The 12,032-nt window shown below is 73.8% G+C and carries 10 protein-coding genes; 2 read left to right on the top strand and 8 right to left on the bottom strand.

The window, feature by feature from the left end:
* Positions 1-149: 149 nt before the first annotated feature.
* The 5 genes from ACNJ93_RS12770 to ACNJ93_RS12790 form a co-directional block, all read right to left on the bottom strand.
* Positions 150-953 carry an SDR family NAD(P)-dependent oxidoreductase gene (locus ACNJ93_RS12770; protein WP_418957517.1) on the bottom strand — a complete coding sequence of 268 codons (804 nt, stop codon included), beginning with the start codon at positions 951-953 and terminating at the stop codon, positions 150-152.
* Between the two features lie 143 nt (positions 954-1,096).
* Positions 1,097-2,260: a serine hydrolase domain-containing protein gene (locus ACNJ93_RS12775; RefSeq protein WP_418957518.1), complete on the bottom strand. Its 1,164-nt coding sequence runs from the start codon at positions 2,258-2,260 to the stop codon at positions 1,097-1,099.
* An 80-nt stretch (positions 2,261-2,340) separates the two neighbouring features.
* On the bottom strand, positions 2,341-3,090 hold the full coding sequence (locus ACNJ93_RS12780; RefSeq protein ID WP_418957519.1) for an energy-coupling factor ABC transporter ATP-binding protein: 750 nt from the start codon (positions 3,088-3,090) through the stop codon (positions 2,341-2,343).
* Complete coding sequence (gene cbiQ / locus ACNJ93_RS12785) at positions 3,087-3,851, bottom strand: cobalt ECF transporter T component CbiQ (protein ID WP_418957520.1); 765 nt, start codon at positions 3,849-3,851, stop codon at positions 3,087-3,089. The genes ACNJ93_RS12780 and cbiQ overlap by 4 nt, the downstream gene beginning before the upstream one ends.
* A gap of 1 nt (position 3,852) precedes the next feature.
* Complete coding sequence (locus tag ACNJ93_RS12790; RefSeq protein WP_418957521.1) at positions 3,853-4,890, bottom strand: energy-coupling factor ABC transporter permease; 1,038 nt, start codon at positions 4,888-4,890, stop codon at positions 3,853-3,855.
* 144 nt (positions 4,891-5,034) lie between these two features.
* Here ACNJ93_RS12790 and ACNJ93_RS12795 point away from each other — a divergent pair, with 144 nt between their 5' ends.
* Entirely contained in the window at positions 5,035-5,397 is a 363-nt protein-coding gene (locus tag ACNJ93_RS12795; RefSeq protein ID WP_418957522.1) for an SsgA family sporulation/cell division regulator, read from the top strand.
* 24 nt (positions 5,398-5,421) lie between these two features.
* Here ACNJ93_RS12795 and ACNJ93_RS12800 read toward each other — a convergent pair whose 3' ends face one another.
* On the bottom strand, positions 5,422-7,605 hold the full coding sequence (locus ACNJ93_RS12800) for an MMPL family transporter (protein ID WP_418957523.1): 2,184 nt from the start codon (positions 7,603-7,605) through the stop codon (positions 5,422-5,424).
* Between the two features lie 96 nt (positions 7,606-7,701).
* Entirely contained in the window at positions 7,702-8,274 is a 573-nt protein-coding gene (locus tag ACNJ93_RS12805) for a TetR/AcrR family transcriptional regulator (RefSeq protein WP_418957524.1), read from the bottom strand.
* A gap of 150 nt (positions 8,275-8,424) precedes the next feature.
* On the opposite strand from ACNJ93_RS12805, the gene ACNJ93_RS12810 reads away from it, so the two are divergent.
* Entirely contained in the window at positions 8,425-11,685 is a 3,261-nt protein-coding gene (locus tag ACNJ93_RS12810; RefSeq protein ID WP_418957525.1) for a S41 family peptidase, read from the top strand.
* Between the two features lie 177 nt (positions 11,686-11,862).
* Here the strand turns inward: ACNJ93_RS12810 and ACNJ93_RS12815 are convergent, their stop codons facing one another.
* Entirely contained in the window at positions 11,863-12,030 is a 168-nt protein-coding gene (locus ACNJ93_RS12815) for a hypothetical protein (RefSeq protein WP_418957526.1), read from the bottom strand.
* Between the last annotated feature and the right edge of the window lie 2 nt (positions 12,031-12,032).

The raw sequence follows: 12,032 nt of genomic DNA on the forward strand, positions 1-12,032 counted from the left end.
GGGCGCACGCGGTGAGTTCTCGCCAACGGCGATTGAAGCCGTGTCATCGGGCCAGGTGGGGGCCTGAAACGGAGGATGCCGCGCCGGATCGATTCGGCACCGGGCCGCCCTGCCGCGCGCGCCGCGCGGGGGCGCGCGGCCCCGCGCCCTCAGCGCTCTTCGCGCGCCAGCCGGAAGCCGGTGTTCACGGCGAGTAGTCCCCCGTCGACACGGAGGGTGGTCCCGGTGATCCACGCGGCGTCGGCGGAGGCGAGGAAGGCGACGGCGGCGGCGATGTCCTCGGGGCGGCCGACCCGGCCCAGCGGGTACACCCTGCGCCCCAGCGCCTCGAGTTCGTCCTCGCGTCCCTCCCAGGCGCGGGTGGCGACGGTGCCGGGGTTGATCTGGTTGACGCGGACGCCGCGCGGCGCCGCCTCGCCGGCGAGGGTCCGGGTGAAGGAGCCCAGTCCGGCCTTGGCGGCGCTGTAGGCGTGGCCGCCGAAGTCCTGCTCGGCGTTGACCGAGCCGATGTTGACGATCGCGCCGCGTCCGGAGGCGGCGAGCAGCGGCAGCGCGGCCCGCGCGCAGCGCACCGCGCCCATCAGCGTGACGGCGAGGTTCTGCGTCCAGGGGTCGTCCGGCTCGTCCTCGAAGGGCCCGTCGGCCGGGACGACCCGCGCCAGCGCGTTGTTGACCAGGACGTCCAGGCCGCCGTGGTGCTCGGCCGCGTACGCGACGGCCGCCTCCACCGAACGCCGGTCGCCGACGTCGCAGGGCAGCGCGACCGCGCGGGGGATGCCGGCCGCGGTCGCCTCGGCGGCCTCGCCGTCCACGTCGGCGACGAGCACGGCCGCGCCCTCGGCGGCCAGCCGCCGGGCGGTGGCCGCGCCGATCCCGCGCGCCGCGCCGGTGATGAGTGCGGTGTGTCCCTGGAAACGTCCCGTCAGATCCGTCGGCTCCGTCAGCTCCGTCACGGCATCGAACGTACCGTCAGGACTCCGTCCGTCACAGCACCCGACAGCGGCCACGCACCCGATCCACCGTCACAGCACCCGACGGCGGTCCCGGACGATCCACCGTCACAGCACCCGGCGGCGGCCACGCACCCGCTCGGCCGTCACAGCACCGACCGCACCGCGCGGACCAGGGCCTGGGCCCGCGGGTCGGCGGTGACGGTCTTGCGCATCCCGTTGGTGACGTAGCCGAAGGCGACACCGCTCTCCGGGTCCGCGAAGCCCAGCGAGCCGCCGCGTCCCGGGTGCCCGAACGAGCCGGGGCCGAGCAGCGGGGAGGCCGCGCCGTGCAGCATGTAGCCGAGGCCGAAGCGGGTGCCGACGACGAGCACCCGGTCGGGCCCCGCGGACTCCTCCGTGCGCGCCAGGGTGACCGTCGCGGGGGCGAAGAGCCGGCGGCCGTCGACCGGGCCGATGGCCGAGGCGTAGAAGCGGGCCAGGGCGCGCGCGGTGGCGACGCCGGCGGAGCCGGGGAGTTCGGCGGCCCGGTAGAGGGGGTTGTTCTCGTCGGGCTTGGGGTGGATGACGCCGAAGGCCCGGCGGGTGAGCGAGGCGGGGTCCTCGTAGGCGGCGGTGACGGCGCGCTTGGGGCGCAGCCGGAGCGCGCCGCTGTCGGCGGGTTCGATCTCCTCGACGGGGCCGAGCCGGCCGACCCGGTGGGCCTCCTCGTCCGGGAGGCCGACCCACAGGTCCAGGCCCAGGGGGCGGGCGATCTCCTCGGCGATCCAGCGGCCGATGGTGCGCCCGGTGACCCGGTGGACCAGGCCGCCGACGAGCCAGCTGAAGGTGTGCGGGTGGTAGCCGTGCGCGGTGCCGGGCTCCCAGGCGGGAGCCTGCGCGGCGACGGCCGCGAACGCGGTCTCGCGGTCGACGGCCTCCTCCAGCGTGAGCGGCCGGTCGAGCACCGGCACTCCGGCGCGGTGCGCCAGGAGCTGGCGGACGGTGACCCGGTCCTTGCCGGCGGCCTTGAACTCGGGCCAGTACGCGCCGACGGGGGCGTCCAGGTCCAGCTGGCCGCGCTGGTGCAGCAGCAGCGGCACGGCGGCGGCGACGCCCTTGGTGGCGGAGCGGACGATCTGCGCGGTGTCCAGGGCCCAGGGCGCGTCGCTGCCGTGGGCGTCGCGGGTGCCGGCCCACAGGTCGACGACCTTGACGCCGTCGCGGTACACGGCGAGCGCCGCGCCGCGCTCGCCGCGCTCCTGGAAGTTCCGCAGGAACGCGTCCCTGACCGGCCCGTATCCGGCCGCCACCGTGCCCAGGACGTCCACGTCCCACTCTCCCTCTCGTACGTGCGCTCCCATGGTGCAACGCGGGCGCGCGAGGTCCGATTCCGGGGTCGCCGCGGCGGTCAGGAGGGCAGGGTCACGGACCTCGGGTCGAAGCCGAAGGGCAGCTCCAGGCGGTGCCGGCGCATCAGCGCGTCGTCGCAGAGCACGTCCTGCGTGCGGCCGTCGGCGGCGATGACGCCCTCGCTGAGGATGACCGAGCGCGGGCAGAGCTCCAGGGCGTACGGCAGGTCGTGGGTGACCATGAGGACGGTGACGTCCAGGGACCGCAGGATGTCGGCGAGTTCGCGGCGGGAGGCCGGGTCGAGGTTGGAGGACGGCTCGTCGAGGACGAGGATCTCGGGCTCCATGGCGAGCACGGTGGCGACGGCGACCCGGCGGCGCTGTCCGAAGGACAGGTGGTGCGGGGGCCGGTCGGCGTACTCGGCCATGCCGACGCGCTCCAGGGCGCGCCGCACCACGGCGTCCAGTTCCGCGCCCCGCAGTCCGGCGGAGGCCGGACCGAAGGCCACGTCCTCGCGGACGGTCGGCATGAACAGCTGGTCGTCCGGGTCCTGGAAGACGATGCCGACGCGGCGGCGGATCTCGGCCAGGTTCCGCTTCGCGACCGGCAGTCCGGCCACGGTCACGGAGCCCGCGCCGCCGGTGAGGATGCCGTTGAGATGGAGCACGAGGGTGGTCTTGCCGGCGCCGTTGGGGCCGAGCAGCGCGACGCGTTCGCCGCGGCCGACGGTCAGGTCGACGCCGAACAGGGCCTGGTGGCCGTCGGGGTACGCGTACGCGAGGCCGCGTACGTCGAGCGAGGGGGTCATGCGGTGGTCCATCCCAACAGGCAGACGAGCAGGGCGGCGGCGGGCAGCGCGGCGGCGCGGGCCCACTGGGCGCGGGTGGCGGTCGCCTCGTCGAGCACCGGCATCGTGCCGGTGTAGCCGCGGCTGACCATGGCGAGGTGGACGCGTTCGCCACGCTCGTAGGAGCGGATGAACAGCGCGCCCGCGGTCTTGGCGAGCACGCCCCAGTGGCGTACGCCGCGCGCCTCGAAGCCGCGGGAGCGGCGGGCGATCGACATCCGGCGGAGCTCGTCGGCGATCACGTCGCCGTAGCGGATCATGAACGAGGCGATCTGGACGAGCAGCGGCGGGAGCCTGAGCCGCTGCAGGCCGAGGAGGAGCGCGCGCAGTTCGGTGGTGGCGGCGAGCAGCACGGAGGCGGCGACGCCGAGGGTGCCCTTGGCGAGCACGTTCCACGCGCCCCACAGTCCGGGCACGGAGAGGTCGACGCCGAGGACGGCCGTCTGCTCGCCGGGCACGACGAACGGCATGAGGAACGCGAAGGCCACGAACGGCACCTCGATCACGAGCCGGCGCAGCAGGAACCCGGCCGGGACGCGGGCCGCCGCCGCGACGGCGGCGAGCAGCACGGCGTACGCGGCGAAGGCCCAGACGGCCTCGCGGGGCGTGGAGACCACGACCACCACGAAGCCCAGGACGGCGACGAGCTTGGTGTGCGGGGGCAGCGCGTGGACCGGCGAGTGCGCGTGCCGGTAGAGCTTGTGGGCGTGGCCCGCGCCCATGTCAGACCTGCGCGCCGGTCGCGCCGGCCGACCTGCGGCGGCGCACGGCCCAGAAGGCTCCGGTGCCCACGGCGAGGGTCGCGCCGACGCCGATCACGCCGGCCAGGCCGCCGGAGAGCCGGGCGGTCTCGATGCCCTTGACGCCGTAGTCGGCGAGCGGGGACTCCGCGGCGGCGTGCTCCTCGACGGTCTTGTCGATGCCGTGGTCGGCGGCGACCTTCTCCAGGCCGTCGGGGCTCGCGGAGGCATAGAAGGAGACGAACCCGGCAAGGAGCAGCGCTGTGACCAGTCCGCCGATCCACAGCTTCCGCGGCGAACCGGCGGCGGCCGGCTCGGCCTCCGCCGGGGCGGCGTCGACGAGCTCGCCGCCGACCCGCAGCTTCAGCGGGGCGCGCAGGCCGCGGGCGCCGAACACCAGGTCGGGACGGACGGCGACGACCGCGCCGACGGTGAACATGGTGATCGCCGCCTCGCCGAGGCCGATGAGGGTGTGCACGCCGACCATGGCGGTCAGCACCTGGCCGAAGGGCACGTCGGTGGTCCCGCCGACCGCGTACACGAGCGTGAAGGCGGCGGCGGAGGCCGGCACGGAGACGAGCGCGGCGGCGAACGCCGCGCCGGTCACGGAGCGGCGGCCGCGCGGGAGCACCTTCACCAGGCCGCGGAAGAGCGCGTACGAGACGAGGACGGTGACCACGCCCATGACGGTGATGTTGACGCCGAGGGCGGTCAGGCCGCCGTCGGCGAACAGCACGCCCTGCATCAGCAGCACCACGGCGATGACGAGGACGCCGGTGTACGGGCCGACGAGGATCGCGGCGAGCGCGCCGCCGAGCAGGTGTCCGCTGGTCCCGGCGGCGACCGGGAAGTTCAGCATCTGCACGGCGAAGACGAAGGCGGCGACGAGCCCGGCCAGCGGAGCGGTGCGCTCGTCGAGTTCCCGGCGCGCTCCGCGCAGGCCCACGGCGACCGCTCCGGCGGCGACGACACCGGCGGCGGCGGACACGGGGGCGTTGATGAATCCGTCAGGTACATGCACGGACTCGATGATGCGGCCTGTTGCGAACGATGTGCAAGAACGCATGGATCACAGGACGGAGCCGGTCCCGCTCCCTCGCCCGAGGCGCGGCCGCCAAAATATGGGACATTGGATGACAAAGAGGACGAACGCGAGGAGTCGGTGATGACCTCCACCAGCGAAGCCCCCACGGTCGAGGACCATGCCAAGGGCCGGATCGTCACCGACGCCCCGCTGTCCCGGGCCGTTCCCGTCGCCCTCTCCTACGATCCGGCCGTCGATCCGGCCGTCGTCCGCTTCGTCTTCCCCGGCGACGTCGCCTGGACCTTCCCGCGCGCCCTCCTCGAATCCGGGCTGCGCGCCCCCGCCCGGCGCGGCGACGTCGGCGTCTGGCCCTGCGGCCGGGTGCAGACGGTCGTCGAGTTCCACAGTCCCGACGGGGTCGCGGTGGTGCAGTTCGACTCCGCCGCCCTGCTGCGCTTCCTGCGGCACACGTACGCCGTCAGCACGTCGCTCCCGACCCGCTGACGGCGCACGCGCGCACGGCGGGCGTCAGACCTTCACGAGTTCCCGCTCGCCCGAGCCCGGACCCGAGCCGGAGTCCCGGCCCGCGTCCGCGGACGTCTTCGCCAGGCCCTCGCCCTCCACGTCCACGTTGGGCAGCACCCGGTCCAGCCACTTCGGCAGCCACCAGGCCGTGTGACCGAGCAGCGCCAGCACCGCCGGCACGATCGCCATCCGGACCACGAAGGCGTCGAAGAGCACCGCCACGGCCAGGCCGAAGCCGATCATCTTCACCATCTGCTCGCTGGAGCCGATGAAGCCGGAGAACACCGCGATCATGATCACCGCGGCGGCGGTGACCACCCGGGCGCCGTGCCGGAAGCCGGTGACGATCGCCTCGCCGGGGCGCGCCCCGTGGACGTACGACTCGCGCATCCGGGTCACCAGGAAGACCTCGTAGTCCATGGCCAGGCCGAAGACGACGCCCACCATGAAGATCGGCATCATGGACATGATCGGCCCGGTCTGCTCGACGCCGAACAGGCCGCCCAGCCAGCCCCACTGGAAGACCGCGACGACCGCGCCGAGGGCGGCGACCACCGAGAGCAGGAAGCCGAGCGCCGCCTTGAGCGGGACCAGGATCGAGCGGAAGACCACCGTCAGGAGCAGGAAGGCGAGGCCGACGACGAGCGCCAGATAGGGCAGCAGGGCGTCGTTCATCTTCTGCGAGAAGTCGATGTTCATCGCGGTCGCGCCGGTGACCAGGACGTCGTCGCCGGTGGCGGCCCGGATGTTCTTGACCAGCTCCTCGGTCTCGACGGAGGCCGGGCGGTCCTTCGGCACGACGGTGATCACGGAGGTGTCGCCTGCCTTGTTCGGCGTCGGCGGGGTGACCGCGACGACCCCGTCCAGGCCCTTGATCTTCCCGACCGTCGCGTCCGCGGCGGCCCGGTCGCCGTCGACGACCACCATCAGCGGGCCGTTGAAGCCGGGGCCGAAACCGTCCGAGAGCAGGTCGTACGCGCGGCGCTCGCTGGTGGAGACCGGCTTCACGCCGTCGTCCGGCAGGCCCATCTCCAGCGAGGCCGCGGGCACCGCGATCGCGCCGAGGCCGAGCACGCCGACGAGCAGCACCATCACCGGGCGGCGGAGGACGAACCGGGCCCAGCGGGTGCCCGCGTTGGGCTTCTCGCCGGCCTTCTTCAGCCCCTTGCGCTCCTTGCGCCCGACGACCCTGCCGCCGGCGAAGCCGAGCAGCGCGGGGATCAGGGTGAGCGCGATGAGGACGGCGATCACGACCGTGCCGGCCGCGGCGAAGCCCATCTTGGTCAGCATCGGGATGTTGACCACGGCGAGGCCCACGAGGGCGATGACGACGGTCAGACCGGCGAAGACGACGGCGGAGCCGGCGGTGCCGGCGGCGCGGCCGGCGGCGTCCTCGCGCTCCCGGCCCTCGGCCAGCTCGGCCCGGTAGCGGGAGACGATGAACAGCGCGTAGTCGATGCCGACCGCGAGGCCGATCATCATCGCGAGCGTGGACGTGGTGGAGCCGAGGTCGAGGGCGCTCGCCAGGGCGGTGATCGTCGAGACGCCGATGCCGACGCCGATGATCGCGGTGAGCAGCGGCAGTCCGGCGGCGACCAGCGAGCCGAAGGTGATCACGAGGACCACGCCCGCGACGATCACGCCGATGATCTCGCCCGTGCCGGTCTCCGGCATGGTCTGCAGCGCGTCACCGCCGATCTCGACGGTCAGCCCCTTGCCCTGGGCGTCGTGCCCGGCCTTCTTCAGGGCCTCGCGGGTGTCGTCGGTCAGCTCCATCGCGTTGACCTCGTAGGCGACCGAGACGTACGCGGTCGAGCCGTCGCGCGAGACGGCCCGGCCGGTGTACGGGTCGGTGACCCGGGCGATCTGGTCGGAGCCGGACTTCAGGTCGGCGACGACGTCCTGCACCTTGGCCTTGTGGGCCGGGTCGGTCATCTTCTGCCCGTCGGGGGCCTTGAAGACGACCCGGGCGGTCGCGCCGTCGGCGCCGGCTCCGGGGAAGCGCTCTTCGAGCAGGTCGAAGGCGCGCTGGGCCTCGGTGCCGGGTATGGAGAAGGAGGCGGAGGTCGCGGCGGGCGCGGTGGCGGCTCCGACGCCCGCGAGCGCGAGCAGGGCCACCCAGATCAGGGCGACGAGCCGGCGCCGGCGGAAGGCGGCGCGGCCGAGCTTGTAGAGGAACGTGGCCACGGGGGCGTACTCCCGGTGTGAGTGGGACAGGGCATGGGGAGCCGGCCCGACGGCGTGAGCGGTGCGACGTCAGGTGGGAAGGGTGGTGCGGGACGGTCAGACGCCGAGTGCGGGGAACACCACGGCGTCGAGATAGGTCAGCAGGTACTCGGGGTCGACCGGCCGGTCGTCGATCAGCGGTCGGGCGACCACCGCGCCGAGCATCATGTGGGGCACGAAGCTCAGGGCCGGGTTGCCGGCACGGACCTCACCCCGGTCCACCGCCCTGCGCAGCAGCTCGTCGAGTCCGGTCATCTCGGGCCCGATCAGCAGCTCGCGGAGCGCCTCGTGGAGTTCGGGGTTCTCGTGGACGGCATGGGCCAGACCCCGCATCAGCGCGGAGTCCTTCTCCATCTGGCAGGCGTCACTGCGTTCCACCACGGCGCGGAGGTCCCCGCGCAGGGAGCCGGTGTCGATCTCGGCGAGACTGACGGGCTTGTTGTGGCGCAGCGCCTTGGCGACCAGCTCGGGCTTGCTCCCCCACTGGCGGTAGAGGGTGGCCTTGCTGGAGCGGGTGCGGGCGGCGACGGCGTCCATGGTGAGGGCGTCGTAGCCGACCTCGCGGAGCAGGTCGAGCACGGCCTCGTAGAGCTCGGCCTCCCGCTCGGGAGTGAGCCTGCTGCGTGCCATGACCGGCCTCCTCACGATCAGCGAACCGAACGAAACGGTTTCGTACACCTCGACGGTACGCCTCCGCCGAGCGAAACGAAACCGTTTCGTACGTGTCCTCGGCCACACGTACGAGTTGCCGCGCCCCCTTCGCGCGGAAAGCATTGACGAGTGAGTGACGACGTCGCGTATCTCCGCTTCCCGCACCTCCACGACGAGCTGCTGTGCTTCGCGGCCGAGGACGATCTCTGGATCGCCCCCCTCGCGCCCGCCGGACAACGGCCCGGCCGCGCCTGGCGGCTGACCGTCGACCGGACCCGGGTCGGTCACCCGCGGTTCTCCCCCGACGGGACGCACATCGCCTACACGAGCTGGCGCAGCCTCGACCCCGAGATCCATCTCGCCCCGGTCGACGGCGGCCCGGCCCGCCGGCTCACCTACTGGGGGACCACCGACACCCGGGTCTGCGGCTGGGGCCCCGACGGCGACATCCTCGCCGTCGCCTCGCACGGCCAGCCCTTCGCGCACTTCTCCTGGGCGTACACCGTGCCCACCGACGGCTCCCCCGGCAGACGCCTGCCCTGGGGCCCGGCCGCCCACATCGCCGTCGCCGACACCGAGGGCGAGCGGCGCACCCTGCTGCTGACCGGCCGGCCCGCGTACGAGCCGGCCGCCTGGAAGCGGTACCGGGGCGGAGCGACCGGCCGGCTCTGGCTGCACGGCGAGCGGCTGCTGCCGGAACTGGACGGGCAGTTCGACTCGCCGATGTTCGTCGCCGGGCGGATCGCCTTCCTCTCCGACCACGAGGGCGTCGGCAACCTGTACTCCTGCCGGCCCGACGGCACCGACCTGCTCCGGCACACCGACCACGACGCCTTCTACGCCCGCAACGCCTCCAGCGACGGGCGGCGGGTGGTCTACCAGTGCGCCGGCGAGCTGTGGATCGTCGACGAGCTGACCGCGGACTCCGAGCCGCGGAAGCTGGACGTCCGGCTCGGCGGCCCGGCGCCCGGCCGCCGCCCGTACCAGATCCCGGCCTCCCACCACGTCGACGCGATCGCCGTCGACGAGACCGGCCGGGCCAGCGCGGTCGGGGTGCGCGGCAGCCTGTACTGGCTCACCCACCGCGACGGCCCGGCCCGCACCCTCACCGACACCCCCGGCGTCCGCGTCCGGCTGCCGGAGATGCTGGGCAGCGGCGACCAGGTGGCGTACGTGACGGACGCCGAGGGCGAGGACGCCGTCGAGATCGCGTACCTGCCCCGGGCCAGCGGCGACCGCGAGCCGCGCCGGCTCGCGGCGGGCGAACTCGGCCGGGTGGAGGAGATGGTCGCCGACCCGGACGGGGAACGCCTCGCCATCGCCTCCAACGACGGCCGGCTGCTGCTGCTCGACGCCACCGAGGAGTCCAACGGCGAGGTGACGGAGCTCATCCGGTCCGTCAACGGACCGGTCCGCGACCTGGCGTTCGCCCCCGACGGCACCTGGCTGACCTGGTCGCACCCGGGCATCGGGCGCACCCTGCGCTCCATCAAGATGGCCCGGATCGCCGGCCCGGGCGAGCGGATCATCGTGGACGTCACCAACGGCCGCTTCGAGGACGAGAATCCGGTCTTCACCCGGGACGGCCGCTACCTCGCCTTCCTGTCCTGGCGCGGCTTCGACCCGGTGTACGACGTGCACACCGGCGACCTGTCGTTCCCGCTGGGCTGCCGCCCCTACCTGGTGCCACTGTCCTCGGCGACGCCCTCGCCGTTCGCGCTCTCGCCGGAGGGCCGGCCGGCCGCGGGCGGGCTCGACCCGGTGGAGGGCGAGAACGGCGGGGACGGCGCGGTGATGGTGGAGGTGGAGGGGCTGGAGAGCCGGGTCACGCCGTTCCCCGTGGCCGCGTCCAAGTACTCGGGGCTGCACCCCGTCGCCGGCGGCGGCCTGGTCTGGCTGCGCTGGCCCATCTCCGGCGCGCTCGGCGAGACCTTCGTCAACCCGGCGGACACCTCCGGCCGGCCCACCCTCGAGCACTTCAACCTCACCAAGGCCCGCAAGTCCGAACTCGTCGGCCACCTCGACTGGTTCGCGATCAGCGGCGACGGCTCGCGCCTGGTCGTCGTCGACGAGGGCGAACTGCGCGCCGTCCCCGCGAACGAGCCGGGCGACCACGACTCCACGGTCTACCTCGACCTGCGCCGCATCCTGCACACCGTCGAACCGGAGGCCGAGTGGCGGGGCGCCTACGACGAGGCGGGCCGCATCATCCGCGCCTACTTCTGGGACCCCGACATGTGCGGCATCGACTGGGACGCGGTGCTCGACCAGTACCGGCCGCTCGTCGAACGGGTCGCCTCCCCCGACGACTTCGCCGATCTGCTGCGCGAGGTCCTCGGCGAGCTCGGCACCTCCCACGCGTACGTCACCCCCGCCCGGCGCAACGAGGGCCCGCCGCACTACCAGCGGCCGCAGGGACTGCTCGGGGCCAACTTCGTGCTCCGGGAGGAGGGGTGGATGGTCAAGCGCATCCTGCCCGGCGACTCCTCGGACTCCAAGGCCCGCTCCCCGCTGGCGGGCACCGGCATCCGCGAGGGCGCGGTCCTCACCCATGTGGACGGCCGCCCGGTGGACCCGGTGGCAGGCCCGTACCCGCTGCTCGCCGGCACCGGCGGCACCACCGTCGAGCTGACCTTCCGGCCGGCCGAAGGCGAGGGCCGGGCCCGCCGGGTCGCGGTCGTGCCGCTGGTCGACGAGCGTCCGCTGCGGTACCAGGACTGGGTGACCAAGCGGCGCGCGGTGGTCCACGAACTCAGCGGCGGCAGGTGCGGCTACCTGCACATCCCCGACATGGGCGGCTCCGGCTGGGCCCAGTTCAACCGCGACCTGCGCATGGAGGTGTCCCGGCCGGCGCTCATCGTGGACGTGCGCGGCAACGCCGGCGGGCACATCAGCGAGCTCGTGGTGGAGAAGCTCACCCGCAAGATCCTCGGCTGGGACCTCACCCGCAACGCGCAGCCCGTCTCGTACGCGTCCAACGCCCCGCGCGGCCCGGTCGTGGCGCTCGCCGACGAGGCCACCTCCTCCGACGGCGACATGATCACCGCCGCGTTCAAGCTGCTCGGCCTCGGCCCGGTGGTCGGCCAGCGGACCTGGGGCGGGGTGGTCGGCATGACGGGACGACACCGGCTCGGCGACGGCACACAGATCACCGTGCCGATGAACGCGGCCTGGTTCCCGGAGTACGGTTGGTCGGTGGAGAACCACGGCGTGGAACCGGACGTCGCTGTGCTGCGCACGCCCCTGGACTGGGCCGAGGGACGGCACGCCCAGCTGGCGGACGCGGTCGAACTGGCGCTGGGGCTGCTCGGCGAGTCCCCGGCGGCCGCACCGCCCGGACACACCGGCATCCCGGACCGCTCCCGGCCGAAGCTCCCGCCGAGGGGCTGAACGCCGGGGGGCTGTACGCGGGCCGGGCCGGCTGCCTTCACGGGCGGTCGGCCGGGCCCGGCTCCGCTGCCGGCCCCGCTCGGCGGTCGAGCGGATCCGGCGGCGGACATGCGAAAGGCGCACCCGGCGTCCCGGGTGCGCCTTTCCGACCGGCCTTTCAGCCTGCGAAGGGAGTCGTCAGACGCCCTCGTCCTCACGACGCTGCTGCTGCTCGCGACGACGCGCCGCCTCTTCCTTCGTGCGGTCCTGCATCTGCGAGGCGCGCGTGGAGGCTTCGTCCTTCGCCTGCTTCGCTCGGTTCTTGAGCTCTTCGGCCTTGTCCTGGAACTGGTCCTTCATGCCCATGT

The sequence above is a fragment of the Streptomyces tritici genome (genome assembly GCF_048500665.1).
GTDB lineage: Bacteria > Actinomycetota > Actinomycetes > Streptomycetales > Streptomycetaceae > Streptomyces > Streptomyces tritici.